The sequence below is a fragment of the Pseudomonas kitaguniensis genome (assembly GCF_049199985.1).
Lineage (GTDB): Bacteria > Pseudomonadota > Gammaproteobacteria > Pseudomonadales > Pseudomonadaceae > Aquipseudomonas > Aquipseudomonas kitaguniensis.
Map to the genome: position 1 here is coordinate 278426 of NZ_JBLZPT010000002.1, position 26067 is coordinate 304492.

The 26067-nt window shown below is 58.3% G+C and carries 22 protein-coding genes; 12 read left to right on the forward strand and 10 right to left on the reverse strand.

The features are described from left to right. The first annotated feature begins 204 nt into the window (after positions 1-204). Positions 205-636: a nuclear transport factor 2 family protein gene (locus ACOZK9_RS05200; protein ID WP_058411198.1), complete on the forward strand. Its 432-nt coding sequence runs from the start codon at positions 205-207 to the stop codon at positions 634-636. Positions 637-701: 65 nt separating this feature from the next. Here ACOZK9_RS05200 and ACOZK9_RS05205 read toward each other — a convergent pair whose 3' ends face one another. Beyond that, on the reverse strand, positions 702-1256 hold the full coding sequence (locus tag ACOZK9_RS05205; protein ID WP_421555396.1) for a YceI family protein: 555 nt from the start codon (positions 1254-1256) through the stop codon (positions 702-704). Between the two features lie 95 nt (positions 1257-1351). Here ACOZK9_RS05205 and ACOZK9_RS05210 point away from each other — a divergent pair, with 95 nt between their 5' ends. Beyond that, positions 1352-1846 (forward strand): PaaI family thioesterase, encoded by a 495-nt coding sequence (locus ACOZK9_RS05210; protein ID WP_152751089.1) that lies wholly within the window; start codon positions 1352-1354, stop codon positions 1844-1846. A 44-nt stretch (positions 1847-1890) separates the two neighbouring features. Next, positions 1891-2778: a YghX family hydrolase gene (yghX, locus tag ACOZK9_RS05215; RefSeq protein WP_152751091.1), complete on the forward strand. Its 888-nt coding sequence runs from the start codon at positions 1891-1893 to the stop codon at positions 2776-2778. A 29-nt stretch (positions 2779-2807) separates the two neighbouring features. Here yghX and ACOZK9_RS05220 read toward each other — a convergent pair whose 3' ends face one another. Both ACOZK9_RS05220 and ACOZK9_RS05225 read right to left on the reverse strand, forming a co-directional pair. Continuing rightward, positions 2808-3992: a DUF2252 domain-containing protein gene (locus ACOZK9_RS05220; protein WP_058411202.1), complete on the reverse strand. Its 1185-nt coding sequence runs from the start codon at positions 3990-3992 to the stop codon at positions 2808-2810. 52 nt (positions 3993-4044) lie between these two features. Continuing rightward, positions 4045-4935 (reverse strand): LysR family transcriptional regulator, encoded by an 891-nt coding sequence (locus ACOZK9_RS05225; RefSeq protein ID WP_152751093.1) that lies wholly within the window; start codon positions 4933-4935, stop codon positions 4045-4047. A gap of 130 nt (positions 4936-5065) precedes the next feature. Between ACOZK9_RS05225 and ampC the strand changes: the two genes are divergently transcribed. Beyond that, positions 5066-6208, forward strand: a complete 1143-nt coding sequence (gene ampC, locus ACOZK9_RS05230) for a class C beta-lactamase (RefSeq protein WP_421555397.1) — start codon at positions 5066-5068, stop codon at positions 6206-6208. Positions 6209-6252: 44 nt separating this feature from the next. Here ampC and ACOZK9_RS05235 read toward each other — a convergent pair whose 3' ends face one another. Next, positions 6253-7200: a polyprenyl synthetase family protein gene (locus tag ACOZK9_RS05235; protein ID WP_421555398.1), complete on the reverse strand. Its 948-nt coding sequence runs from the start codon at positions 7198-7200 to the stop codon at positions 6253-6255. A gap of 307 nt (positions 7201-7507) precedes the next feature. On the opposite strand from ACOZK9_RS05235, the gene idi reads away from it, so the two are divergent. Further along, the gene (gene idi, locus ACOZK9_RS05240) at positions 7508-9037 is read left to right on the forward strand and encodes an isopentenyl-diphosphate Delta-isomerase (protein WP_421555399.1); all 1530 of its coding nucleotides are present in this window, start codon (positions 7508-7510) and stop codon (positions 9035-9037) included. 127 nt (positions 9038-9164) lie between these two features. Further along, positions 9165-10364 (forward strand): MFS transporter, encoded by a 1200-nt coding sequence (locus ACOZK9_RS05245; RefSeq protein ID WP_421555400.1) that lies wholly within the window; start codon positions 9165-9167, stop codon positions 10362-10364. Here ACOZK9_RS05245 and ACOZK9_RS05250 read toward each other — a convergent pair. Continuing rightward, positions 10320-10922, reverse strand: a complete 603-nt coding sequence (locus ACOZK9_RS05250; RefSeq protein ID WP_099236368.1) for a MiaE family protein — start codon at positions 10920-10922, stop codon at positions 10320-10322. The genes ACOZK9_RS05245 and ACOZK9_RS05250 overlap by 45 nt on opposite strands. 157 nt (positions 10923-11079) lie before the next feature. Here ACOZK9_RS05250 and ACOZK9_RS05255 point away from each other — a divergent pair, with 157 nt between their 5' ends. After that, positions 11080-11943, forward strand: a complete 864-nt coding sequence (locus tag ACOZK9_RS05255) for a universal stress protein (protein WP_058411208.1) — start codon at positions 11080-11082, stop codon at positions 11941-11943. A gap of 502 nt (positions 11944-12445) precedes the next feature. Here the strand turns inward: ACOZK9_RS05255 and ACOZK9_RS05260 are convergent. Continuing rightward, positions 12446-12916: a DUF1289 domain-containing protein gene (locus tag ACOZK9_RS05260; RefSeq protein WP_058411209.1), complete on the reverse strand. Its 471-nt coding sequence runs from the start codon at positions 12914-12916 to the stop codon at positions 12446-12448. Positions 12917-13310: 394 nt separating this feature from the next. Here ACOZK9_RS05260 and acnB point away from each other — a divergent pair, with 394 nt between their 5' ends. Continuing rightward, positions 13311-15920: a bifunctional aconitate hydratase 2/2-methylisocitrate dehydratase gene (gene acnB, locus ACOZK9_RS05265; protein ID WP_421555411.1), complete on the forward strand. Its 2610-nt coding sequence runs from the start codon at positions 13311-13313 to the stop codon at positions 15918-15920. A 112-nt stretch (positions 15921-16032) separates the two neighbouring features. Here acnB and ACOZK9_RS05270 read toward each other — a convergent pair whose 3' ends face one another. Further along, on the reverse strand, positions 16033-17310 hold the full coding sequence (locus ACOZK9_RS05270; RefSeq protein ID WP_058411211.1) for a serine/threonine transporter: 1278 nt from the start codon (positions 17308-17310) through the stop codon (positions 16033-16035). A 223-nt stretch (positions 17311-17533) separates the two neighbouring features. Beyond that, positions 17534-18484: a LysR substrate-binding domain-containing protein gene (locus ACOZK9_RS05275; protein ID WP_259642699.1), complete on the reverse strand. Its 951-nt coding sequence runs from the start codon at positions 18482-18484 to the stop codon at positions 17534-17536. Positions 18485-18664: 180 nt separating this feature from the next. Here ACOZK9_RS05275 and ACOZK9_RS05280 point away from each other — a divergent pair, with 180 nt between their 5' ends. The 4 genes from ACOZK9_RS05280 to ACOZK9_RS05295 all read left to right on the forward strand — a co-directional run bounded on the left by ACOZK9_RS05280 (position 18665) and on the right by ACOZK9_RS05295 (position 22840). Continuing rightward, the gene (locus ACOZK9_RS05280) at positions 18665-19555 is read left to right on the forward strand and encodes a TauD/TfdA family dioxygenase (RefSeq protein WP_058411213.1); all 891 of its coding nucleotides are present in this window, start codon (positions 18665-18667) and stop codon (positions 19553-19555) included. After that, positions 19552-20181 (forward strand): LysE family translocator, encoded by a 630-nt coding sequence (locus tag ACOZK9_RS05285; RefSeq protein WP_058411214.1) that lies wholly within the window; start codon positions 19552-19554, stop codon positions 20179-20181. Before ACOZK9_RS05280 ends, ACOZK9_RS05285 begins: the two co-directional genes overlap by 4 nt. Before the next feature lie 83 nt (positions 20182-20264). Next, positions 20265-21107: a helix-turn-helix transcriptional regulator gene (locus ACOZK9_RS05290; RefSeq protein ID WP_235592369.1), complete on the forward strand. Its 843-nt coding sequence runs from the start codon at positions 20265-20267 to the stop codon at positions 21105-21107. Positions 21108-21499: 392 nt separating this feature from the next. Beyond that, on the forward strand, positions 21500-22840 hold the full coding sequence (locus tag ACOZK9_RS05295; protein ID WP_099236374.1) for a diaminobutyrate--2-oxoglutarate transaminase family protein: 1341 nt from the start codon (positions 21500-21502) through the stop codon (positions 22838-22840). Between the two features lie 59 nt (positions 22841-22899). Here ACOZK9_RS05295 and ACOZK9_RS05300 read toward each other — a convergent pair whose 3' ends face one another. Next, positions 22900-24858 carry a MacB family efflux pump subunit gene (locus ACOZK9_RS05300; RefSeq protein WP_152751288.1) on the reverse strand — a complete coding sequence of 653 codons (1959 nt, stop codon included), beginning with the start codon at positions 24856-24858 and terminating at the stop codon, positions 22900-22902. Between the two features lie 2 nt (positions 24859-24860). Next, positions 24861-26012 carry a macrolide transporter subunit MacA gene (macA, locus tag ACOZK9_RS05305; RefSeq protein WP_058411217.1) on the reverse strand — a complete coding sequence of 384 codons (1152 nt, stop codon included), beginning with the start codon at positions 26010-26012 and terminating at the stop codon, positions 24861-24863. Between the last annotated feature and the right edge of the window lie 55 nt (positions 26013-26067).

Here is a 26067-nt window from a genome sequence, read left to right on the forward strand (position 1 = left end):
CGTTTTTTTTTTTTTTTTTTTTTTTTTTTTTTTTTTATTATTTTTTTTTTTTTTTTTTTTTTCTTCCCCCCCCCCCCTCCCACATTCGCTCCATGCATTTCCAGATATTTCAAAATTTAACTTTCTTTCCTCACGGTAAATATTGCATGGTTGTACGACGACTCAAATCGTCGCCTCCGCCCTAACAACAATAAGGAAACACCCATGCCAAACGTCAAAGTATTGATCGGCTTTCTCTGCCTGTTCTCAGGCTATGTCGCCGCTGCGCCTGCCGCTGCTGAAAAGGATGTGGCTCAAGCAGTCGACCACCTGACCCAAGCCATGCTGCACCTGGACCTTAAGCAACTGCATGCCTTGACCGCCGACTCGCTGACCTACGGCCACTCCAGCGGCAAAGTGCAGAACAAGGCGCAATTTATCGCCGACCTCGAAACCCACACCAGCGCCTTCAAAACCCTCGAAATGCAGAACCAGACCATCACCCTGAGTGGCGACACCGCCCTGGTGCGCAACCACTTTCACGCCCTGGCGGTGAACAGCGGCGTCGAAGTGCCCACCGACATTGATAACTTTCAGGTCTGGCAGAAGCAAAAAGGCAAGTGGCTGCTGATCGGGCGTCAGGCTTACAAGTACTGATCCCGACAGGCGCGCCGCCAGCGGCGGGCACCGAGTCAGCCTGGCGTCATACTCGGCTTTGCCCGCTAGCGTTGCGGCGCGACCATCTTGAATTTGATATTGATGTCGTTGGACACCACGCTGTTGCCCGCCCACTCGCCCTCGCCGATTTTGAACGCGTCGCGCTTGAGCACGAATTCACCGTCGAACACACCGATGCCGCTTTGCTCCTTGAGCACCACCGCAATATTCACCGGCCGCGTAATGCCCTTGATCGTCAGGTTGCCGATGATCTGGTAGCGGTTGTCGCCCAGCGCTAACGCACTGCTGGACTCATACACGCCGACGGGATAGGCCGCGGTGTCGAACCAGCCAGGCTGTTGCAACTGGGTATTAGCGTCCGGGCTGCCAGCATCGATGCTGGTGAGTTGGATCTTGAGCAACGCATGCGCCGCCTCGGGCTTTTGCGTGTCGAAGGTCAGGGTGCCTTCAAAGTCGCTGAAGGTGCCGTAAACCCGTTGCCCGAATTGTTGAAAGGTAAAGCTGATCTGGCTTGCCGCGCGGTTGACGTCTTTGTACTCGACAGCCTCGGCGCGGGGCAACCCACCGCAGGCCACTGCCAGCAGAACGACGAAGGGCATTCGACGCGTCATGATTTTATTCGCCTCAGGCGTATGCTCTGCTAAATAGAGCGCTGCCAAACAGCGTAGTCGCCCCCGAACAAAAAGGATTTTGCATGCATACCCTGTCTCTGCAGGACACCGCTGCGCCCGAAGGCATCTGTTACGGCTGCGGCGGCAACAACCCGCATGGCCTGCACCTCAAAAGTCGTTGGGACACCGATGCCGTCCATGTGATTGCCGAGCATCAACCCGAGGCAAAATACAGCGGCTGGCCCGAACTGGTCTATGGTGGGCTGATCGCGATGCTGGTGGATTGTCATTCGAACTGGACCGCCATGGCCTACCACTACCGGGCCGAGCTTCGCGAACCCGGGAGTTTGCCGCGCATCGACTGCGTCACCGGCAACCTCGCTATCAAATTCATCAAACCTGCGCCCATGGGCATAACGCTGAGGCTGCGCGCGCGCGTCGAGGGCGAGGTAGGACGTAAAAGTCGGGTGGTCTGCGAGGTGTATGCGGGTGACGTGCTCACCGCGATTGGCGATTCGGTATTCGTGCGCGTCGACACCGCGCAATTGGCCGCCGCTGCGCATGGCCGCGAGGGCTGATACTGGTCTACATTAACTGTCACCGCTAATCGAGGATTGCACCGATGACTCGTCTCACCGCGAAAGACTTTGCCCCCGAACTGCTCGAACTCTACGACGGCTACGCCCATGGCAAGATCAATCGTCGCGAATTTCTCGACCGCGCCGCGCTGTTTACCTTCGGTGGCCTCACCGCCTCGGCGCTGCTGGCGGCACTGAGCCCCAATTACGCGCTGGCCGAACAGGTTAAATTCACCGACCCCGACATCGTCGCCGACTACATCACCTACCCTTCGCCGAAGGGCAATGGCAGCGTGCGCGGCTACCTGGTGCGCCCGGCCAAGGCTGCCGGTAAATTGCCGGCGGTGGTGGTGGTCCACGAGAACCGTGGCCTCAACCCGTACATCGAAGACGTCGCCCGGCGCCTGGCGAAAGCCGGGTTTATCGCCCTGGCGCCGGATGGCCTCACGTCCGTCGGCGGCTACCCCGGCAACGATGAAAAAGGCGTTGAGTTGCAACAGAAAGTCGACCCCACAAAACTCATGAACGACTTCTTTGCGGCCATCGAATGGCTGATGCACCACGACAGCAGCACCGGCAAAGTCGGCATCACCGGCTTCTGCTACGGCGGCGGTGTCACCAATGCGGCGGCAGTGGCTTACCCGGAATTGGCGGCGGCGGTGTCGTTCTATGGTCGTCAGCCTGAAGCCAAAGACGTGCCGCGCATCAAGGCGCCGATCATGTTGCACTTCGGCGAGCTGGACACGCGCATCAATGAAGGGTGGCCGCCGTATGAGAAGGCGTTGAAAGCGGCTGGGACTACGTATGAAGCATTTATCTACAAGGGCGCCAACCACGGTTTTCACAATGACTCGACGCCGCGTTATGACGAAGCGGCGGCGAATCTGGCGTGGGAGCGCACGTTGGGCTGGTTCCACAAATACCTGGCCTAGGCACACGTTGAGCCCTGATCAACTGAGGCTCAGTGTTCCAGTGCGTACCGGCGGCAATGGTTGAGGTAGCCCTGCTCGTGGCTGCCGACCAATTGCACCACGCTGGTCCATAACCAGGAAGGCGCGTCCAGTTGCCTGGAGCGGTTCTCCTGGAGCACGCCCATCCACGCCTTGCGGGTTGCCCGGTCCATCTGCCGGGCGTGGGCGATGCCGACCACGCGTGCCAGGTAACCGGCCGCGTGCATCGCGTCGATCTCGCTTAATTCATCCAGCTCCAGCTTCATGTCCTGGGGCAGCAGTTCGCGGATGAAAAAACCGTGATCGAGAAAACGTGTCGCCAACATGCGCTCACCCAAGCCCGGGGACAGCTGGCGGGCACCTTCGACGACGCGCCGAGCGTTGTCGCGCGGCATCTTTGCGCGCGCCGAACGCGGTGCGGCGGCGCCCACCGCTTCCTTGATATCGATCAGGCAATATTCCTGATCATCCTTGTCGCCCACGCCCAGCAACGCCGCGTAACGCAACAGGCCGAGGGAACTGCAGCCCTTGACCCAATAAGCCGAGTCGAGCAATTCGACTTTGGCGTCTTTGGGGCGGCCTTTGAGTGAGGTCACCAGCTGGTGCAGGTCTTCAGAGGCGCACAGCGTTGCAAGGGCGCTCTTTTCTGCGCGCGACAACGACCAAAAGTGCTTGCCCAACGGAATCGTCGGCCGGGCACTTTCGATACGCTCGCGGGCGAGGTTTTTCCAGGTGCGCTCTACCGCACTGCGCATGCCCGCCTTGACCTGCGACGGGCGCGGCGGTGCTTCGTCGGGTTTGTCCTTGAAGGCCTGTGCATAGCCCAGCATCATTTCTTCAAGCATCCGCGCGGTGGTCACACCGGGCAAATCCGAACCGCGCGCGGCGGTCGCCAACGACAAGGCCAGGCGCACCAGGTCATGCGCCGGGTTACCGATCACCGTTTGGTCGAGGTCGCGGATATGCATGTCGATGCGGCCATTGTTGTCGCCGGTGGGGCCAAGGTTGCCCGCGTGGCAATCGCCGCAGATCCAGATCGCCGGGCCATGCGGCAGGCGCCGACCCGATTGGCTGTGCAGCCATTCGTAAAACTGCACGGTGCTGCCGCGGACATAGGCGTGGGCGGAGCGCGCCATCTTCAAATTGCGCAATTGCGTGAGGTGGGGAATGCGGTCGGAGGGGCGCGGGATTTTCATGAACACACTCAATACGGGAGAAACGGTAGAACCTTTGCGCCGGGAAAATGTTTCATTTTGTTTCTGAAAAATGACAGGACACTTCTTGCAACCAGCCCTTGAACGCCAGCATCGCTGAGGTTTCGACCCGTGACTGCAGGCGCGTCAGCCAGTAACTGCCGGTCGTAATACCCACCGCGAACGGCTGGCGAATCACATCCGTCGCCAGTTGCCGCGAAAACATCATCGCCGGTGCCAGTGCCACGCCGACGCCTTGCAACGCGGCCTCCATCATCGAGAGCGACGAGTCGAAGACGATGTTGCGCGGTATCAAGGTGTCGGCGGGCAACCCGGCGGCCTGAAACCACAGGGTCCATTCATCGGCGCGATAGGAACGCAGCAAGGTGTGTTTCAACAGGTCGGCCGGCGTGTGCAGTTGCTCGGCAAGCGCGGGCACGCACAGCACGGTGAGCGGCGCCTCAAGCAATTGGCAGGCTTCGGTGCCGTGCCACGCGCCAGCGCCAAAGCGGATCGCGTAATCCAGGCCTTCGGCGGCAACGTCAACGCGGTTGTTGTGGGTGGACAAGCGCAGATCGATAAACGGGTAGCGCCGCTGGAAGTCCGGCAGGCGTGGCAACAGCCAGCCGACGGCGAAGGTGCCGACAGCGCCCACCGTGAGCACTTCGCGATAATGCCCGCCCTCGAATTGGCCCAAGGTATGCGCAATGCGGTCAAATGATTCGCGCAGCACCGGCAGCAATGTTTCACCTTCGCGGGTCAGCATCAAACCGCGCGGCAGGCGTTTGAACAAGGTGACATTGAGTTGCGCCTCAAGGCTTTTGACCTGATGACTGACGGCCGCCTGGGTGACGCACAACTCGATGGCCGCGCGGGTAAAACTCAAGTGCCGGGCCGATGCCTCGAATGCACGCAAGGCGTTGAGTGGCAGATGTGAGCGCAGCATGCGCTACCCCTAATTTTTCTAATGGCTGGTGCGAGATATGATCGTTTGCCGCACGCACAAAATCCACCTAGATTTGCCCCGCCTGCGCAGGCTTTGATCGTCGGGATGACTCACATGGAAACCAACCAGCATGAAACATACCTATCAAAAAACCCTTATTTCAGCCTTACTGTTGGGCTGCGGCTATTGTGCGGCCGCCACCGACATGCGCCAGGTGGTGGGCAGCCGCGTTGAACCGTTGATGCGCCAACAGGGCATCGCCGGCCTTTCGGTCGCTGTGTTGAACCAAGGCAAGGTGCAATACTTTAACTACGGCGTGGCCTCCAGGGAAACGCAGCAACCGGTTACCGAAGACACGCTGTTTGAAGTCGGTTCGCTGAGTAAAACCTTCACCGCAACCCTGGGTGGTTACGCGCAAGCCATCGGCAAGCTCACGCTCTCGGACAAAGCCAGCCAGCACCTGCCCGCGTTGGCCGGCAGTGCTTTTGACAGCATCAGCCTGCTGCAATTGGCGACCTACACGCCAGGCGGCCTGCCGTTGCAGTTTCCCGCTACCGCCGACAGCGCGGCGACCATGCTCACCTACTACCAGCACTGGAAACCTGCGTACGCGCCCGGCACTCAGCGTCTTTATTCCAACCCAAGCATTGGCTTGTTTGGCTACCTGGCGGCGCAGAGCCTCGGCCAGCCCTTCAATGTGCTGATGGAGCAGACCCTGCTGCCGAAGCTCGGTTTAAGTAACACCTACCTCAGCGTGCCCGCGAACAAGGCCGGCCACTATGCTCAGGGCTACGACAGCCAGCAGAAGCCAGTGCGCGTAAGCCCTGGCGCATTGGACAGCGAAGCGTACGGCATCAAGACCAGCACGCAGGACCTGGCCCGCTATGTGATCACTAACATGCACCCCGAAACCCTGGAAAAGCCCCTGCAACAAGCCGTCGCCACCACACACGCCGGCTACTACAGCGTGAATGGCATGACTCAGGGGTTGGGTTGGGAGCGTTACCCTTATCCGATCACCTTGCAGGCTTTGATCGACGGCAATTCCACCGCAATGGCGATGCAGCCGCACACCGTTACCTGGCTGACGCCCGCCCAGCCGCAACCGGCTGACGTTTTGTATAACAAAACAGGATCAACCAGCGGTTTTGGCGCCTATGTGGCCTACGTGCCGAGCAAAGACATGGGCGTGGTGATTTTGGCGAACAAAAACTACCCGAATGCCGAACGGGTGAAGGTGGCGCATGCGATCTTGAGCGCGATGGCTCCGTGAGAACCGATCGCTGCGGCCGCACGATGGCGTGGTAACTTTCGACCTCAGGCCAGGCACTGCAGATAGTAATTATCGGCAGGGCCAGGCTGAAACTGGAGTTCACTCAGCACTTCCACCAACGCAGCGATGTCGTGCTCGGGGTGGTTATGCCGGATAGCTTGCAAGCGCTCATCGAGCGTAGCGTAAGTGCCCACTATTAACGCCAGCGCGGCATCAAATACACCCGCACGACCATAGGCTTTTATCACCTGTTGTTTTTGCAGGTCGGTTTTTTTACCTTTAACTAATGGCTGACCGGCAAGAATCATTAAAATAGACTTTGGCCCGCCCTCAAGGTCCGGGGCAAATCCTTTTTTTTCGAAGTGCGGAATATGGTTAACATCACAGTAATCGTTGACATAGCGATAATACACACCTAGTTCCAGCAGCAGGTGCTTGAGCGCCAGGTAACTGTCGTCATCCACTGGGCTCAGGCACTGACAGACTTCCAGCAACAAAACAAAAAAACCACTGGTATTGGCCTGAGCAATCAACGTGTATTCGGCCATTGTCGGCAGAACACTGCCGTTGCTGAATTTCAGATCCAAGTGCTGCCCGACGTGCAGGTATTCAAGACTCGTAAGGCAGGCCCGCAGAATATTCACATTGGACAGCTCTGCCAGACGTTGCAGGCTGGCGATGTAGCCGTACATACCCGAATTCAGAGCAATTTCAACGCCATATTTGGCCCATACCGAAGGAAGCCCACGGCGCACAAGATCGCCGTCGAGCACATCGTCATGTATCAACGAGGCGGTATTGATAAGTTCTACGGCTTCGCAGAATAAACGCGTCTGATCGGCCGGGAGTTTGTAAACAGCTGCAAGCGCACACCCGATAGCCGTACGCACTTCTTTGCCAGACACTTGCGCTTGGTAGTCGAACGCCTCACGCCATTGCGCTTGCGCCGCCTTATAGTTTTTTTGCCTTGATAACACGTGTGGACCGATCATTGCGTCAGCCTCTAGCGGGCCCGTCAGGCAAGCGTATGTACCCCGCCTTAAAGGCACATGGATTAACTAGAAGTAAAAGACCGGAACTGCAGCGGACACCCCTTTACCTTAACCACTTCAATCTAGTCGATCGGCGAACAATCAGAGACTTATTTTCATGGGTTTTTATCATAGCCGTATAGCGAAAAAATATAACCTTTGCGCAATGGCTCCCTCGTTAATTCCTATACGCTCTAATCTCGAGGCGACGCCCTGCCCTTGAAATGGACCGCATTACCGTCCGACATAAATAGCCCGGGAGGCTGATATGGAAGACGTGCTGATTCTGGTTGACCTGAATGACCAACCCACAGGCTTCGCTGGAAAACAGCAGGTGCATGATGAAGGCCTGCTGCACCGTGCATTCTCAATATTCATATTTGATGAGCACGCCAGGCTGCTTCTGCAACAACGCGCAGACACTAAGTATCACTCCGCGGGATTGTGGAGCAATGCATGCTGCGGGCACCCGCGCCAGGGCGAGAAAACCGCCGACGCGGCGCGGCGCCGGCTGTTCGAAGAGATGGGCCTGACCTGTGAGCTTGAGCAACACTCCACGCTGGTCTACCAGGAACAGGTTTCACCCACCATGACGGAGTATGAATACGATCATGTATTTGTAGGCCGCTGCGCCACCAACCCCATTGCCAACCCAGAAGAAGCCAAAGCCTGGCGCTGGGTGGACGCCGTGCAGCTACAGCAAGAACTGCACAACGCGCCGCTGACGTTCACCGTCTGGTTGCGCACACTGGTATTGCGCGCCGGGTTGACGGGCATCAAGGGGTGGGCACCTCAGCCTCGGCTGGGCGACTCGCAGCCTCTGTCCGATAGCGCGTTTGACCTGCCAGGCTGGCTGGCTGAAGCGGATTACCCGCTCAGCCCCTTTGCCGACGAAGTGCAACTTCACACACGTCAATGGCTCAAGAGCATGGGCCTGGAAAAAACATCACATGACACGCATCAGCAGGACATTTACGTGCCCGGCCTGTATGCCGCGTACATGTGGCCCGATGCGCCGCTGGCGCTATTGCTGATTCTGTCCGACCTTTTAGGCTGGTTCAGTTGCCAGGATGACAGCGCGGACGAGGACTGCACCGACCCGCAAGCGTTGGAGCATTTGCTTCGCGGCGTCTATAGCAGTGCATTCGCAGGCTCCGCCACTGCGCAGGGTCCGCTGGCCGCTGGGCTTACCGATATTATTCGGCGTGCGGCACGCCTCGCGCCGCCACTCTGGAAAGCTCGAGCAGCCCAGCAATATGCAAATTATCTCGAACCCTGCGCCACCGCTTTGATGCACCGAACGCATCACACTCAACCCGGCGTAGAAGGCTACGATAGTCTTTGGCGCAACGCAGGCGGGTTTCAGCTTTGCCTGGAATTCACTTATTGGGCGCAGAACATTTACCTGCCGTCCTCCCTCTACTACAGCCAACCCTGGCAGGAGCTGCGCCTCTTGGCACTCAACCTGTTCAAAGCGGTGAATGATTTACTCTCGTTTCGGATCATGGAAAATCCCGATGAGGATACCTATAACGTGTTGACTCATTTGCGGCACACCCAGGGTTTATCTGCGCATGAGGCTGCTCGCGAAGTATCGCGGCGCATTGATCAATGGGCCCATGCATTTTCGGCTGCGCAGGCACAATTGCCCCATCGCCTGGCCGAGTTGGGCTATGACGAGCAAGCAGTGCACGCCGTGGTGACGTGCGCGCACGCCCTGCATAACCAATGGCGCGGCAACATTGCCTGGCACCTGGCAGTGCCGCGCTACCGGGAAATTCGCTTCAAGGGCGTTTAGCGCACAAAACCGCCACGCCACCTCACTTCAGCGTAGGTGAGCAGATTGAAGTGCGCGCATTCCAGGTGGCAAGCTATGCGGCACACGCGGTTGCCCGCGATCTTTAACGCCATTCACAGGGAGTTGTATGCGCAAGGATTACCTGGCGTTCTTTGTTTCGCTGTTCCTGTCGCGGCTGGCGGATCAAATTCTGCTGTTCATCGTGCCACTGGTGGTGTTTCAGACCACCCAAAGTGTGTCGTGGGCCGGGCTGGCGTTTTTTGTCGAATCGCTGCCGCGTTACCTGGCATTCCCGGTGTGCGGAGCCTTGTGCGACACGTTTTCGCCGGTACGCATTCTGCAGATCAGCCAGCGCTACCGGGCGCTGGCGTGTGGCCTGGCGGTGGCCCTGTACGCGCTGTTCGACGGTCTGTTTTGGTTGGTCGCGCTGTCGGCGCTGTGCGGCGTGTTGACCACGCAGGGCATCATGGCCCGCGAAGTGCTGATGCCGCATATTTTCAAGCATTACACCTACGCCAAGACGCTGTCCTACTCACAAATTGCCGACCAGAGCGGGCTGGTGCTGGGGCCGCTGCTGGCAGCGCTGATGCTGCAAGTCTGGGCGTGGCACTGGGTGGTGCTGGGGGTTGCCGGGCTGTTTGTGCTGGCGGACCTGGCGATGCGGGTTTGGCAGCGCAACAGCACGGTGAACCTGCACACATTCGAGCAGCATCAGGGTATCTGGCTGCAACCGCTGCGCATTGCGTTCACGCATATCCGCAACGTGGTCGAGTTGAAGCGCATCATCACGCTGGCGTTGGGTGTGAACCTGATCATCGGCGTGACGCTGGCCACTTCTGCCGCGATGGTCACCGGCCACTTTGCAGCGGGCAACGATGCTTACGCGCTGCTGCAGGCGGCGGGCGCGCTGGTCACCATCGCCATTCTGTTTTACCTGGCACGCGCCACGTTACCGTTGAAGGTCATGGGCGGGCTCGCGTATTCGCTGATCGGCGCAGGCGCGTTGATCATGGCCGTCAGCACCCACTTATGGGCTTACACCGTGGGTTTCCTGCTGGTCAGCGGCTTCGACAAGATGTTTAACGTGTACCTGCGCAGTACCCGTCAGCGGGTGATTCCGCGGCAGGATTTTGGCAAGACCGTGGGCGTGATCACCTTGCTCAACAATCTGGCTCAGCCATTGGCTGGCTTGATGATTGCGCTGCTGGCGGCGCCGCTGGGCACGCAAACGGTGATCTTGCTGTTGAGCGCAATCACCGTGCTGCTCGGGCTGGCCGTGGCGTCAGGCTGGCACGCCACTGTGAAAACGGAACTCGGTGTCGGGTGACTCGATCAGTTCCTGCTCGGCCGCCCTGACCCGCTCGATCACCTGGGCGATGTCTTTAGCGTCACCGTACTGGTACGCCAGTTTCAAGTAACCCTGAAAGTGCCGCGCTTCGCTTTTCAGCAATCCGAAATAGAACTTGCCGAGTTCTTCGTCCAAATGCGGCACCAGTGCTTCGAAACGCTCGCAACTACGCGCTTCGATAAACGCGCCAACCACCAGCGTGTCCACCAGCTTGACCGGCTCGTGGCTGCGCACCACTTTGCGCAAACCCGAGGCATAACGGCCCGCATGCAGTTGGCGCAATTCGACTTTGCGCTTTTTGATCAGGCGCATGACTTGCTCGTGGTGCACCAGCTCTTCGCGGGCCAGGCGCGACATCATACTGATCAGGTCGACGTGCGCGTGGTACTTGGCGATCAGGCTCAGTGCGGTGCTGGCGGCCTTGAATTCGCAGTTCTTGTGGTCGATCAGCAAGGTCGGCTGATCGGCCAACGCAGCCTGTACCCAGGCGTCGGGCGTGCGGCAGCCGAGGAAGTCGTGGATTTCGGGCAGGTTCATCGGGCTCACGGGCAAGAGGGTCACAAAAGGTCGCCGATTATACCGACCGCGCCGCAGACCACCAGCCACCGACTGTGATGTGTATCAACATGCCGTCTGGCGGGCAGCAACTATAGTGATTGCAGGCACCTTCTTTTGCGTCTCTGGAGATCAGTCCATGCAAGCTATCCGCAGCATCCTGGTGGTCATCGAGCCCGAGCATCCTGAAAGCCTGGCCCTGAAGCGCGCCAAGCTGATCGCCGGGGTCACCGGCGCGCACCTGCATTTGTTGGTCTGCGACAAGCAACACGAGCATTCGGCTTTGTTGAGCCAGCTCAAGTCCGGCTTGCACGAAGCGGGCTACAGCGTGACCACCGAGCAGGCGTGGAATGACAGCCTGCATGAAACCATCATCGACGTGCAGCAAGCCGAAGGCTGTGGCCTGGTGATCAAACAGCACGTCGCCGACAGCCCGTTGAAAAAGGCCTTGTTGACGCCGGCGGACTGGAAACTGCTGCGCTACTGCCCTACTCCGGTGCTGCTGGTGAAAACCTCGACGCCTTGGGCCGGCAAAGTGGTGCTGGCGGCGATTGATGTGGGCAACAGCGACAGCGAACACCAGGCGCTGCACAACACCATCATCGACCACGGCTTTGATATTGCGCGCCTGGCCAAGGCGCAACTGCACGTGATCAGTGCGCACCCGTCGCCGATGCTGTCGGCAGCGGACCCGACGTTTCAGCTCAAGGAAACCATCGAGGCGCGCTATCGCGAGCAGTGCAAGGCTTTTCAGGCTGAGTTCGACGTGGATGACGCGCACCTGCACATCGAAGAAGGCCCGGCAGACGTGCTGATCCCGCATGCGGCGCATCAGTGGCAGGCGGCGCTGACCATCATCGGCACCGTGGCCCGCACCGGGCTTTCGGGGGCACTGATCGGTAACACGGCGGAAGTGATACTCGACGCGGTGGCAAGCGACGTGCTGGTGCTCAAGCCACAAGCCTTGATGGATCACCTTGAAGAGCTGGCCACCAAGGCCTGACTCAAGGGTTTCACACCATCAAAAAAGTGCTGTCAGCCAGCAAACCCCGCCCTCGCAAACACTGGAGATCACTGTGAGAGGGGGCTTGCTCCCACAGTTTTTATCTGTGTTGCCAAGCGGCAAAAGCATCCCTCAGGAAACCCGCCTCGATTCAGCGACGGCAATGTCCAGTCTCAAAACCCTGCCCTCCCAAACATTGGAGGTCACTGTGGCAAGGGGCTTGCTCCCACAGTTTTTTTCTGTGTTGTCAGCTAGCAAACGCATCCCTCAGCAAACCCGGCTCGATTCAGGGGCGGCAATGTCCAGCACAAAACCCTGCTCTCCCAAACATTGGAGGTCACTGTGGGAGGGGGCTTGCTCCCGATGGCGGTGGGTCAATCGGCAAACGCATCCCTGAGGAAACCCGGCTCGATTCAGGGGCGGCAATGCCCAGTCACAAAACCCTGCCCTCCCAAACACTGGAGATCACTGTGGGAGGGGGCTTGCTCCCGATGGCGGTGGGTCAGTCGGCAAACGCATCCCTGAGGAAACCGGGGGCGATGTAGCGTTGATAGTGCGCTTCGGACAGGATGAAAAACTCCCGGTCGATGGCGTCGCGCAGTTCCGGCAATGCCCAGTCGCGAAACTCCGGCAGCAGCACCATGCCGTAGGCTTCCAGGTTGGAGATCACCCGCGCGCCGCGCGCGATCAATTGGTACGCCCAGCAGTACTCGGACTGGTGCGGCACGAAGCGGATCTTGCGTTGCTCCAGTTGCCCGCGCAGGGTTTTGGGGTCGAAGACCTCCAGTTTACCGGCCATCACCTGCACCAACAGCTGCTCAAGCCGGAGCCAGACCGCGCGTTTTTCCTCTTCGTTATAACCATTCCACTGGATGACCTCGTGGTGGAACCGCTTGCAGCCGCGGCACACAAGATCGCCGTAAACCGTGGAGCACAGGCCGACGCAGGGGGTTTTGATGGTGTGGTTGGGCATGGGCAATGACACGCAAATCAGCGAAACAGTGCGCCATGTTAGCCCTTTGTCTAAGGTTGATCACCCAGCAAACTTGGTTAGGCAACTTACCTTTAAATTTTTTTTGCCGTAGAATCATCCGGCCTTGTAAGGCGCCAATAATCCGCTGGAAGCTGTTTTCAAAGCGTCACGAGCACAGTCGTTCCTTCAGAACGGTGTTGGCGCGGGCATGACCCGGTAGGTCAAACCCGCGCCAACCCTCATCAGCACCGTTCTGCAGGCGTAAAACTTTGAAAGCAGCTTCTGTGAGAAATGCCGGCAGCGCTGGCTTTGCGGCCCAAAAAGCCCCCGAGCGCACGCGTGCCGATCATTTCTGGATGAGCGTCCCGTGGGACCACTGATGAGGGTAATAACTGTGCTTGAAGCCTACCGCAAACATATCGAAGAGCGTGCAGCACTGGGTATCGTTCCCCAGCCGCTTAACGCCGAACAAACCGCAGGCCTGGTCGAGCTGCTGAAAAATCCCCCGGCTGGCGAAGAAGAATTCCTCGTTGACCTGATCACCAACCGCATTCCACCAGGCGTTGACGAAGCTGCCTACGTTAAGGCCGGTTTCCTGTCTGCCCTGGCCAAGGGCGAAGCCACTTCCCCCCTGATCGACAAAAAACGCGCTGTTGAACTGCTCGGCACCATGCAAGGCGGCTACAACATCGTCACGTTGGTCGAGCTGCTGGACGACGCTACGCTTGCGCCTGTCGCTGCCGCCCAACTCAAGCACACCCTGCTGATGTTCGATGCGTTCCACGACGTGGCTGAGAAAGCCAAGAACGGCAACCCGCACGCCAAAGCCGTGATCCAGTCCTGGGCTGACGGCGAGTGGTTCAAGAACCGCCCAACCCTGGCCGACAAGATCAGCCTGCGCGTGTTCAAGGTCACCGGCGAAACCAACACCGACGACCTCTCCCCTGCGCCTGATGCCTGGTCCCGCCCGGACATCCCGCTGCACGCCCTGGCCATGCTGAAAATGGCTCGCGAAGGCATCGTGCCGGACGAGCAAGGCAAAACCGGCCCGATGACGCAGATCGAAGAGATGCGCGGCCAGGGTTTCCCGATTGCCTACGTCGGCGACGTGGTCGGTACCGGTTCGTCGCGCAAGTCGGCAACCAACTCGGTGCTGTGGTTCTTCGGCGACGACGTGCCTTACGTGCCGAACAAGCGCGCCGGTGGCTTCTGCTTCGGCAGCAAGATCGCTCCAATCTTCTACAACACCATGGAAGATGCTGGCGCACTGCCAATCGAATTCGACGTCACCAACATGAACATGGGCGACGTGATCGACCTGTACCCGCATGCTGGCAAAGTCTGCAAGCACGGCACCGATGAAGTGCTGACCACCTTCGAAATGAAGACCCCGGTGCTGTTGGACGAAGTCCGCGCCGGCGGCCGTATCCCGCTGATCATCGGCCGTGGCCTGACTGAAAAAGCGCGTACAGAGCTGGGCCTGCCACCTTCGACCCTGTTCAAACTGCCGGAAGCGCCGGCTGAAAGCGACAGGGGCTTTACCCTGGCGCAGAAAATGGTCGGCCGTGCGTGTGGCCTCGAAGAAGGCAAAGGCGTTCGTCCTGGCACCTACTGCGAACCGAAAATGACCACCGTGGGCTCGCAGGACACCACCGGTCCGATGACCCGTGATGAATTGAAAGACCTGGCGTGCCTGGGCTTCTCGACCGACCTGGTGATGCAGTCTTTCTGCCACACCGCGGCCTATCCAAAGCCGATCGACGTGACCACCCACCACACGCTGCCTGACTTCATCATGACCCGTGGCGGCGTATCGCTGCGTCCGGGCGACGGCATCATCCACAGCTGGTTGAACCGCATGCTGCTGCCGGACACCGTCGGCACCGGTGGTGACTCGCACACCCGTTTCCCGATGGGCATCTCGTTCCCGGCCGGTTCCGGTCTGGTCGCGTTCGCCGCAGCCACCGGCGTCATGCCACTGGACATGCCGGAATCGATCCTGGTGCGCTTCAAAGGCAAAATGCAACCTGGCATCACCCTGCGTGACCTGGTGCACGCCATCCCTTACTACGCGATTCAGGCTGGCCTGCTGACCGTGGAGAAAAAGGGCAAGAAGAACGCCTTCTCCGGCCGCATCCTTGAAATCGAAGGCCTGAACGACCTGACGCTGGAACAAGCGTTTGAGCTGTCCGACGCCTCGGCCGAACGTTCGGCTGCCGGTTGCACCATCAAGCTGTCGAAAGCCTCCGTCACCGAGTACCTGAACTCCAACATCACCCTGCTGCGCTGGATGATCGGCGAAGGCTACGGCGATGCTCGCACCCTGGAACGTCGAGCCCAAGCGATGGAAGCCTGGGTTGCCAACCCGGAGCTTATGGAAGCCGATGCCGACGCGGAATACGCCGAAATCATCGAGATCGACCTGGCCGAAATCAACGAGCCAATCCTTTGCGCACCGAACGACCCGGACGATGCCCGTCTGTTGTCCAGCGTTGCCGGCGAGAAGATTGACGAAGTGTTCATCGGCTCGTGCATGACCAACATCGGCCACTTCCGCGCTGCCGGCAAGTTGCTGGAGCAGGTCAAGGGCAAGCTGCCAACGCGTCTGTGGCTGTCGCCGCCGACCAAGATGGACGCTCACCAACTGACCGAAGAAGGCTACTACGGCATCTACGGCAAGGCTGGCGCGCGTATGGAAATGCCGGGCTGCTCGCTGTGCATGGGTAACCAGGCACGCGTAGAGCCGAACTCGACCGTGGTGTCGACGTCGACGCGTAACTTCCCGAACCGTCTGGGTGATGGCGCGAACGTCTACCTGGCTTCGGCTGAGCTGGCGGCGGTCGCCTCCACGCTGGGTCGCCTGCCGACCGTCGAAGAGTACATGGGTTACGCAGCGAAACTGGACACTATGGCCAGTGACGTCTATCGCTACCTGAACTTCGACCAGATCGCCGAGTTCCGTAAAATCGCAGCAAGCGCCAACATTCCGGTGATTCAAGCCTAAGCTGTGTTGATGTAACAAATGAGAGGGGGCTTGCTCCCGATTGCAGTGGGTCAGTCAATAGCTTCAGTGACTGATTCACCGCTATCGGGAGCAAGCCCCCTCTCACGTTGGCTCAAGCAATAAACGAATACACCAGTGCAGTAATCGCCACCAACCCCACCGCCGTCACGAACACGTTCGACGCCTGCCCACGGTACTTGGCCATCGCCGGCACCTTGCGGATCGCGTACATCGGCATCAAAAACAAAATCGACGCGATAATCGGACCGCCCATGGTTTCGATCATCCCCAGAATGCTCGGGTTCAACGTCGCCACAGCCCAGCACACCACCAGCATAAACGCAGCCGTCATGCGGTCCAGCACCTTGGCGGCCGGACGCCGACCCGTCTTCAACACCAACCCTTTAAGACCTTCACTGGCGCCGATGTAATGGCCCAGGAACGACTTGGCAATCGCCACAAACGCAATCAACGGCGCGGCAAACGCAATGGTCGGGTTATCAAAATGGTTGGCCAGGTACGACAGGATCGACAGGTTCTGCGCTTTCGCTTCAGCCAACTGTGCCGGCGACAGGGTCAGCACGCAGCTGAACACGAAGAACAACACCATCACCACCATCAGCAAGTGCGCACGCGACAGAATCTGCGAACTGCGTTCATCGGCATGCGCGCCGTACTGGCGCTTCTGGTCCACCGCAAACGCGGAAATGATCGGCGAGTGGTTGAACGAGAACACCATCACTGGAATCGCCAGCCACAGCGTGCTGAGCAACGCTGAGGGCGCCGGCACTTCACTTGCGGTGCTGAGAATGCCGCCGTTCCAGTGCGGGATCAGGTAAACCGCCAAAAACAGCAACGCGACGATAAACGGATACACCATCAGGCTCATGGCCTTGACGATCACTTGCTCACCGCAGCGCACCACGGCCAGCAGGCCGAGGATCAGCACAAACGCCAGGATCGCGCGAGGCGGCGGCATGATGTGCAGTTGGTGTTCCATGAAGCTGCCGACGGTGTTGGTCAGCGCCACGCTGTAGATCAGCAGGATCGGGAAGATCGCGAAAAAGTACAGCAAGGTGATCAGTGCACCGGCCGTGAGCCCGAAGTGTTCTTCGACCACGTCGGTAATGTCGGAGCCTTCACGGCCGGACAATACGAAACGGGTCAGCCCGCGGTGGGCAAAGAAGGTCATCGGGAATGCCAGCAGCGCCAGGATCACCAGCGGCCAGAAGCCTCCCAGGCCCGCGTTGATGGGTAAAAACAAAGTGCCGGCGCCAATGGCGGTGCCGAACAAGCCGAGCATCCAGGTGGTGTCCTGGCGGCTCCAGCGTGTGAGGGTTGCAGGTGTCGTTGCATAGCGTTCGTCGACGCTATTGGCATGATCATTCATCCGGTCGGATCTCCGCATTTCCACAGCCGGGACGAGTCAGAAAAACCTGACAGGCAGCGCCCCGACCGTAACAGGGGCGCGATTGTCCGGGATTATCGTGAGTATGCAAAGACTTAGCTGAGGAATGGTGCTGCGGTGCAGCCTCTCAACGGCGGTTATAAACCACGCGTTTCATGGATTTTTCGCCCTCTGCCAGCAGTTTTTCAGGGTATTTTGAGGCGGTTCAACTCAAGAACTCCAGACCCCGCTGATTGATCACCGGCACGCTCTCCAGCAAGTAACGCCTGAAGTTGGCCAGTGTCGCATTGCTGTTGCTGCGCTTCGGCCACACCAGGTAATAGCTGTCGCCGGTGCTGACGGCTTTGTTAAAGGGCAGCACCAACGCGCCCTTCACCAGTTCATCACCCACCAGCGTCAGGTCGCCCATGGACACGCCACGGCCTTGAATGGCGGCTGATATGCCCAGCTCCAACGTGTCGAAAATCTTGCCTTTCTGCCACGAAACGGCGGCGATCATGCCCACGCGTTCCAACCAACACTGCCAGTCACGCCGGTCTCGGGACGGGTGGATCAACCCGGCGGAGAACACATCGTGCGCACTCAAGTTACGCTGTTCGAGCAAGCCGGGTGAACAAACAGGGATCAGCCACTCATCAAACAGTTTAATCGACTCAAGGTCGCTGGAAAATCGCCCATTGCCTAACAGCACAGCGCAATCGAACGGTTCAATATCGAAGTTGACAAAGTCTACGTCCATCCATTCGCTGGACAACTGAACCTGCTCTTCAGTGTCCAACGTGTTGAACGTATCAAGTACCTGTAACAACCAGCGCATGGTCAAGGTAGAGGGCGCTTTGACGCGCAGTATTTTCTCCTTGCGGCTGATAGTCGTGCAGGCTTGTTCAATCAATCGAAAACCAATCTTGAGTTCCTGCGCCAACAACTTTCCGGCCTGGGTCAAATAGATTCTTGGCCCTCTGCGTTCGAACAGCGCGCAGCCAAAATGCTCTTCAAGGGTTTTCACGTGGCGGCTGACGGCACTTTGAGTAATAAAAAGATGATCAGCAGCCAATGTGAATGAACTGAAACGTGCCGCCAGCTCAAAAGCACGCAGTGCATACAGCGGCGGCAGGCGGCGTGGCGTGTGATCTAGAGCATCATGACTCATACTCATCCTTACCCATCCTTTTTTTCTGCTTTTAAAGGCAGCGAATTTGCCAAATACTTAGCGGCATAAATAAGACTTATAAAAATCGGAAAGCGGATCAGCCCTATTTCGACTACTTAATTTGTGTATCGGACGCTTATTCCTCTGCAGCCCTTACTCTAGTTAACACATAGCAGACTCCTTAAAATGCCCGATTTCGATCATATTCTGTCCCGCAGCATCACTCACACAAAACTCGACGAAACCCTTCAGTCGGCCCTCTTAAATTTTCGGTTATTTGGTAATAAAAAAGGTTACCTGCACCTCGAAAACTTACCCATTGGTGATATTCCGCCCACGCCCATGGACCGTGCCACGCTGCAAAAGAATTGCACAATAAGCGAACATACAATTCTTAAAGCAACGGCTGTACTGGGTGATCCGATCGGCTATATACAAGAGTCGAACGGCGACATTATCAACAACTTTTTTCCGCAAAAAAAACACTCCAAAGACACTAACTCAGACAGCTATGACTGTGAGCTGGAGTTGCACACCGAAAACGCATTTCATACTGTTTCACCTGATTATCTGGTGCTCTTGTGCCTGCGCCAGGATCCGGCTGCCGAGGCAGCAACCTTTATCAGTTCCATCGACCGTATTCGCGACCACCTTACGCCTGACGACATCCGCTATTTCCTCGAAGAAAAATACAATTTCCTTTCGGACTATTGCATCACAGAAAAAAACTGTCGCATTGACATCAACCAAAAACAAACCGTTCTCTACGGTGATCCTGACGCTCCGTTCTTTCGCTTCGACCCTCAGTTCATGGTCGCGCGGAGCAAATCCGCGCAAATGAAGTTGGAGGTGTTGCGCAAGGCCGCCTGGCAAGTGGCGGAGCCCGTGCACATGAAGGCCGGCGACTTGCTGATTATCGACAACCGTAAAACCGCCCATGCACGCAGTGCCTTTTCGGCCAATCTGGATGGCAATGATCGCTGGATGCAGCGCACCTTCGCTGTGACCGGCTACCGCCACTACGCGCAAAAATTCGGAAAAAACCAACGCGTACTTGATCTGGTAACCAGCCGATGAACTCGTTGCACCTGACCTTTGCCCTCGCCGTATTTTTCCTGATTGCCTCTCCTGGTCCGGTGGTGGCATTGGTCATCTCCGACGCCAAGCATGCCTGGCCTGCAGCCACTATCACTGGGGGTGTGGTGTCCGCCCAATTATTGCTGCTGATGACCCTGACACTCATCTACACCGCGCTGGACGTCAGCCCGGTTCTGCTTGATTGGGGCCAATTGGTCGGCGGCCTTTACTTGGCCTGGTTGGGCATAACCGCCCTGCTGCGTAAGGCCGACGGACCTGCAAGCATTCAATACAGTCAACGGCACTTTTTCTGGCGAGCCCTTAAAGTCGGTTTGTCGAACCCCAAAGACATTCTGTTTTTCCTGGCTTTCCTGCCCGGCTTCATCGAACCCGGCGGTAGCTTCCTCCAGCAGGGCCTGATACTGGCAGTGATCTGGGGCGTCATCGACGCCTCAATATTACTGGCCTACGGTGCGGTCTCCCGACAACTGCTGCCCTATAACGACGTGCAAAAAATCATGGCCAAGGCACCGGGTATTTTTCTGCTTGCGATTGGCCTGTTGTCGATTTACATGGGCACCGAAAAACTGCTGGCCGTGAAAAACGTACAACTTATTTTTAACTAGTCGTTCGCACTGATCTGTGGCTCGTGCCAATCAAACTCACCTAACCGTTCCCCCTTTCAACCCTGAAACATCCGGTGAAAATGATGAACTCACAAACGTTGTTCCCGCGTATCGGTAAGGTCATCGCCAATACAGGCAAACGTAACTTCTCGCGACTGTTGCACGATTTAATACTGACCAAATTGCCCGTGGACGCTACGCACATTACTCAACTTCGGGTAAAGAGCAGCGCGCTCTCATCCGAGGGGGCGAACGATGCCAGTGTTGAGTGGGTAAGTCCGGCCTGCATGGATTCATTGATCGGGTCCAACTTCATGAAAACTCCGCCATTGCTCGTTGACGCTGATGAGCGCGCCATTCATCGCCGCCTCACCGACTTCTCGTCCGATGTGCCTGACCGTCGCCCGGTAGAGTTCAATTCCCAGTTGCACCTGACCTCGCGTAAAGACGAATACTGCTACATTATTTCGGTTTATCGCGAACAACAGGCGAACGATTTCTCCGCACAAGAGCAGCTAATGCTTAAGGATTTCTCGTCCCTGCTGCTGCCGTTGGTAGAGAAACACATTAATGCGATAAGTCCACAGACGCGGATCAATAAAAATCTTCCGCCTGACCTGCTTGTCCCGGAAAACCGGGACATCCATACCCTCAGGCAACGCTTTGAAGACCGCCTGGCGCAATCGGGCCTGCACCTGTCCACGCGTGAAAAACAAATCTGCACAGGCCTTCTGTCGGGGCGCACTGCACCCGAGCTGGCTGAAGCGCTTTCGCTGAAGGTCAATACCGTCGAGAGTTACCTCAAGCGCGCGGTGATAAAAATGGGCATCAGTGGTCGGCATTCACTGATTCGCTGGATGCACGCGGCACCCGGCACTCCTTCACTGATGACGGCCTCAGCGCAACCTGATCGCCGCGTTCACTGAAATAAAGCCCGTTTCGTTTACACCTGACAATGAGGCAGAACGTGCTCGCGTATGCCTCATTACCCTGCGGCTGATTTTGCATCAGCAACACTAAGCGATCGTTGACCTGCCTTTTATATTCAAACTTTCATGCGTATGGCCTGGCAGCGGTCATATTTATCAGCCGTTAAAAAAAACGCCTAAAGACATAGATTTCAGGGACATCCCACGCCTGAATACATGGCGATCAAGACCTCCTTCCTACACACTTTAAAACACGCGTAAACGTTGGCCCTGCGGCTTAACTACCGGCTAATTAACACGCTGGCCGGTTATGCGTTTACACGCTCCCGTGGTTTTGTTTCATCAACTATCCAGCGCTGTTCTTTCCCACAGCCGATGAGTGCATGAATATGGAAGAGTTAAGTTATCTGAAAAAAATCGAGTCGAATGCGCGCAGCTATGCGGCGACATTCCAACGGCTGTTCGTCAGCGGCAAAGGCGTGTGGGTCAAGGATGCCCAGGGCAAGGAGTACCTCGACTGCCTGGCCAACGCCGGCACCCTGGCGCTGGGGCACAACCCGCCCGCGGTGAAAGCCGCCGTAATGGACTTTCTCGGCAGCGACCAACTGCAACAAGCCCTGGACCTGGCCACACCGGCCAAGCATGCGTTTGTGCAGGAACTGTTCTCCCAACTGCCGGCCAACATGCGCGACTCGAGCAAAATCCTGTTCTGCGGCCCGAGTGGTTCGGACGCCGTCGAAGCTGCAATAAAGCTCGCCCGGCATTACACCAAGCGCTCAACACTGATGGCCTTTCATGGCGGTTACCATGGCATGACAGCCGGCGCGTTGTCGGCGATGGGTAACCTCGGCCCCAAAAGCATCAATAACGTCACCACGCAGAACACCCATTTCCTGCCCTTCCCTTATCGCTTCCGCTGCCCTTTCGGCACCGACGGCAAGCAAACCGACCAACTCTCGATTGATTACATTCGCACCGTGCTGTCGGACCCGGAAGGCGGCGTCACGCGCCCGGCCGCAGTGCTCGTCGAAGTGGTGCAAGGTGAAGGCGGTTGCATTCCGGCCTCGGCCCAATGGCTGCGCGGGCTGCGAGAAATTACCCGCGAGCTGGGCATTGTGCTGATCGTTGATGAGGTGCAGACCGGCCTGGGCCGTACCGGCAGCACCTTTGCCATCGAGCACGCGGGCATCACGCCCGACATTCTGGTGCTGTCCAAGGCGATTGGCGGCGGTTACCCGCTGTCGGTGATTGTTTACGCCGAGCACCTCGACACTTGGGGGCCGGGCATGCATGCCGGCACGTTCCGGGGTAATCAGATCGCCATGGTCGCCGGTCGCGCGACCATGCGGCATATCCAGCAACACCAACTGGTTGAGCACGCTGCCGAGCGCGGCGAACAATTGAGCAATGGTTTGCGCGACATTGCCCTGCGTTATGAGCAGATCGGCGACGTACGTGGGCGCGGCCTGATGCTGGGTGTCGAGATCACCAAGCCGGGCGCCGAGGACCGACCGGGCCAAGGCGACGGTGCGCTGGCCCGGGCGATCAAGCTCAATTGCTTCGACAATGGCCTGATTATCGAAACCGGTGGCCGCCACAGCTCGGTCTTGCGCTTCCTGCCTGCGCTGACCATCAGCGCAGCCGAGGTCGGCAGCGTACTTGAACGTTTTGAAGATGCGATCAGCGCGGCAACTGAAAACCGCCTGCACGTCGTCGGCCAATCGGCCTGAGCCAACGCCACAAAAAAGCCCGCCACCGGTCACGGTTGGCGGGCTTTTTTTACGCCGCCTCAGTCGCGGGCAAGCGCTTCAATCGGGTCCAGCCGCGCCGCATTACGTGCCGGCACAAACCCGAAGATAATGCCGATCAGGCTTGAACACACGAACGCGGTAATAATCGACTCCAGCGAAAACACCATCTGCCATTCCTTGATCAGCAGCGAAAACACAAAGCCGATACCGAATGACAATGAAATACCGATAACCCCGCCGATCAGGCAGACCATCACCGCCTCCACTAAAAACTGTTGGCGAATATCTGACTGACGTGCACCCACGGCCATGCGGATACCAATTTCGCGGGTGCGTTCGGTCACCGATACCAGCATGATATTCATCACGCCGATGCCGCCCACCACCAACGAAATCAACGCGATCAGCGACAGCAGCAAGGCCAGCGACTGGCTGGTTTTCTGCACGGTTTGCATAATGCTGTCGAGGTTGTAGGTGAAGAAGTCCTTGGTGCCGTGGCGCTGCTCCATCAGTTTGACCACGTTGTCTTCCACCACCTTGCTCGGCTGGCCGTCCTTGATGCGCACGGTGATGCTGTCCAGGTAACGCTGGCCCAACAGCCGGCCCGCCGCGGTTTCGTAAGGCACCCACACATTCAGCGCCTTGCTGGTGTTGAAGATGTTTTTGTTGTCTGCCGCCACGCCAATCACCGTGCAGGGCAAGTTACCCACCAGGATTATTTGGCCGAGGGCGTCAACGTTCGGCCCGAACAAGCGGTTACGCGTGTTGTGATCGATCACAACCACCTGCGCCTGGCGGGTGTCGTCATCCTGGCTGAAGGTGATGCCTTCGGCCAACTTGATCCCGCGCACCTGGAACGAGCTGGCGCTGACCCCGTTGACCGTCGCGTCGACGTCGATATTGCCAAAGCGCAGCAACAGGTTGCGCCCGGCGTTGGGGGTCGCGCTGTCGATGTAATGCAATTGGCTCAGCGCCGTGACATCTGCCAACACTAGCGTTTCGATGGCCGAGGCATGGCTGTCGCCAAAATCGGTGCCGGGGTAAATGTCGATGGTGTTACTGCCAATCGCCTGAATGTCACTCAGCACGTAGCGCTTGGCGCCCTCGCCGATCGCCACGATCGACACCACCGAGGTGATGCCGATGACAATACCGAGCATGGTCAACAACGTGCGCATGCGGTGTGAAATCAACGCGACCCACGCCATCACAAACGCTTCCTTGAACAACCCCAGGCTCGCCACCAGGCGGCGACCGGGTTTGGCCTTGGTCGCGGTGGCGTCGGGGGCTGCCAGCTCCACGCCGACGCGCTCATTGACGCGGTCACTGAGCACCTCACCGTCACGCATTTCAATAATGCGCTCGGCGTTCGCGGCCACCTTGGGGTCGTGGGTCACGATGATCACGGTGTGGCCGGCCGCGTGCAGCTCCAAGAGGATATTCATCACCTCTTTGCCGCTGGCGGTGTCGAGGGCGCCGGTCGGTTCATCGGCCAGAATCACTTGCCCGCCATTCATCAACGCGCGCGCAATACTCACGCGTTGCTGTTGCCCGCCAGACAACTGGCTGGGGCGGTTGGCCAAGTGCGTCGCCAGCCCGAGCCGCGCCAGCAGTTCCTTGGCGCGGCTGTGGCGCTGGCCCTCGGGCACGCCTGCGTAGATCGCCGGCATCTCGACGTTGTGCATGGCGCTCAGGTGCGGCAGCAAGTGGTAGCGCTGGAAGATGAACCCGAAGTGGTCACGGCGCAGCTCTGCCAGTTCCTGGTCGCCCAAGTCGCGGGTTTCGCGGCCGCTGATGGTGTAACTGCCGTCGGTGGCGTAATCCAGGCAGCCAAGAATGTTCATCAGGGTCGACTTGCCGGACCCCGACGCGCCGGTGATGGCCACCATTTCCCCGGCGTTGATGGTCAGGTTGACATCCTTGAGGGCCATAAAGGCCTTTTCGCCCGCGATAAAACTGCGGCTGATGCCTTTGAGCTCCAACAGTGCTTGGGTCATGGTCAGATCCCCGCCACGGCCGGCGTCGGATCACCGATCACCACCTTGTCACCTTCAGCCAGGCCGTCGTTGATCTGCGCCTTGACGTTGTTGTTGATGCCCACTTTAACGTTGCGGTCCTGCGCATGGCCGGTCTCGTCGAGCACACGCACCACGTAGGAGCCGTCGGTGTTGCGTTTGCCGAGTGCGGCCACCGGCACCAACAACACATCCTTGGCGGTATCGCGCACGATGCGCACTTGGGCGGTCATCGAAATACGCAGGCGGTGGTCCGGGTTGGGTACATCGAACAAGGCGTTGTAGAACACCGCCGTGTTGGTTTTGGGCGTACCCGCCGCCTGCGTGTCGAGGTAGTTCTGCGGCGCCGGTTCAGTGCCGCGCAGTTTGGCGTAATAACGCTTGTTGGCTTCGCCAAGAATGGTGAAGTACACCTCTTGGCCCGGCTGGATGTGGATCACGTCCGCTTCCGACACCTGAGCCTTGACGGTCATGGTGTCCAGGTCCGCCAGTTTGAGCAGCACCGGTGCCAATTGCTCGGCGATCACGGTCTGGCCTTCCTGGGTAACGATGCCCACTACGTCGCCATCGATCGGCGCAATAATGCGCGTGTAGCCGAGGTTGACCTTGGCGGTGTCGATCTGGATGCGTGCATTTTTCAGCTGGGCATCCAACGCGACCAGGTTGGCGTTTTGCACCAGGTAATTGGATTCAGCGGTTTCGAAATCCTGCTTGGAAATCGCCGCATCCGATTGCAGTTTGCTGTAGCGCTCCCACACCGATTTGGTCTGCGCCAGTTGCGCCGACGTGGCCTTGCGCTGCGCCTCCAGGTTTTCTTCGCTGACTTGGGCCTGACGCAGGGTGTTCTGCAGCACCAGCGGGTCGATTTCCGCCAGCCACTGGCCCTTCTTGACCTTATCGCCGAGCTTGACCTTCAGTGACTTCAATTGGCCCGAGACTTGCGCGCCCACGTCAACCTGCTTGACCCCTTGCAGAATCCCGGTGGCCAGCACCGAGTTTTCAATCTCGCCACGTTCCACCTTGGCGGTCAGGTACTGCGGCGGCTCAGCCGGCGCTTGCACGGAATAGATAATCAGCCCTGCCACAACAACCAGACCCAGGCCCCAGACAATCTTGCGAAACTTTGGCTTTTCCATAGATGACCACTAATACGTTTAAAGGTAGACCCGGCCAATCGCCGGGCTGCGCACT

What these genes read in the sequence shown, in the direction of transcription:
- ACOZK9_RS05295 (WP_099236374.1), top strand. Translation starts at nt 21,500, where the DNA reads ATGGAAGAGTTAAGTTATCTGAAAAAAATCGAGTCGAATGCGCGCAGC.
- ACOZK9_RS05285 (WP_058411214.1), top strand. Translation starts at nt 19,552, where the DNA reads ATGAACTCGTTGCACCTGACCTTTGCCCTCGCCGTATTTTTCCTGATT.
- yghX (WP_152751091.1), top strand. Translation starts at nt 1,891, where the DNA reads ATGACTCGTCTCACCGCGAAAGACTTTGCCCCCGAACTGCTCGAACTC.
- ACOZK9_RS05270 (WP_058411211.1), bottom strand. Translation starts at nt 17,310, where the DNA reads ATGAATGATCATGCCAATAGCGTCGACGAACGCTATGCAACGACACCT.
- ACOZK9_RS05220 (WP_058411202.1), bottom strand. Translation starts at nt 3,992, where the DNA reads ATGAAAATCCCGCGCCCCTCCGACCGCATTCCCCACCTCACGCAATTG.
- ACOZK9_RS05225 (WP_152751093.1), bottom strand. Translation starts at nt 4,935, where the DNA reads ATGCTGCGCTCACATCTGCCACTCAACGCCTTGCGTGCATTCGAGGCA.
- ACOZK9_RS05245 (WP_421555400.1), top strand. Translation starts at nt 9,165, where the DNA reads ATGCGCAAGGATTACCTGGCGTTCTTTGTTTCGCTGTTCCTGTCGCGG.
- idi (WP_421555399.1), top strand. Translation starts at nt 7,508, where the DNA reads ATGGAAGACGTGCTGATTCTGGTTGACCTGAATGACCAACCCACAGGC.
- ACOZK9_RS05290 (WP_235592369.1), top strand. Translation starts at nt 20,265, where the DNA reads ATGAACTCACAAACGTTGTTCCCGCGTATCGGTAAGGTCATCGCCAAT.
- ACOZK9_RS05210 (WP_152751089.1), top strand. Translation starts at nt 1,352, where the DNA reads ATGCATACCCTGTCTCTGCAGGACACCGCTGCGCCCGAAGGCATCTGT.
- ACOZK9_RS05200 (WP_058411198.1), top strand. Translation starts at nt 205, where the DNA reads ATGCCAAACGTCAAAGTATTGATCGGCTTTCTCTGCCTGTTCTCAGGC.
- ACOZK9_RS05250 (WP_099236368.1), bottom strand. Translation starts at nt 10,922, where the DNA reads ATGAACCTGCCCGAAATCCACGACTTCCTCGGCTGCCGCACGCCCGAC.
- ampC (WP_421555397.1), top strand. Translation starts at nt 5,066, where the DNA reads ATGAAACATACCTATCAAAAAACCCTTATTTCAGCCTTACTGTTGGGC.
- macA (WP_058411217.1), bottom strand. Translation starts at nt 26,012, where the DNA reads ATGGAAAAGCCAAAGTTTCGCAAGATTGTCTGGGGCCTGGGTCTGGTT.
- ACOZK9_RS05235 (WP_421555398.1), bottom strand. Translation starts at nt 7,200, where the DNA reads ATGATCGGTCCACACGTGTTATCAAGGCAAAAAAACTATAAGGCGGCG.
- ACOZK9_RS05260 (WP_058411209.1), bottom strand. Translation starts at nt 12,916, where the DNA reads ATGCCCAACCACACCATCAAAACCCCCTGCGTCGGCCTGTGCTCCACG.
- ACOZK9_RS05275 (WP_259642699.1), bottom strand. Translation starts at nt 18,484, where the DNA reads ATGAGTATGAGTCATGATGCTCTAGATCACACGCCACGCCGCCTGCCG.
- ACOZK9_RS05300 (WP_152751288.1), bottom strand. Translation starts at nt 24,858, where the DNA reads ATGACCCAAGCACTGTTGGAGCTCAAAGGCATCAGCCGCAGTTTTATC.
- ACOZK9_RS05205 (WP_421555396.1), bottom strand. Translation starts at nt 1,256, where the DNA reads ATGCCCTTCGTCGTTCTGCTGGCAGTGGCCTGCGGTGGGTTGCCCCGC.
- ACOZK9_RS05280 (WP_058411213.1), top strand. Translation starts at nt 18,665, where the DNA reads ATGCCCGATTTCGATCATATTCTGTCCCGCAGCATCACTCACACAAAA.
- ACOZK9_RS05255 (WP_058411208.1), top strand. Translation starts at nt 11,080, where the DNA reads ATGCAAGCTATCCGCAGCATCCTGGTGGTCATCGAGCCCGAGCATCCT.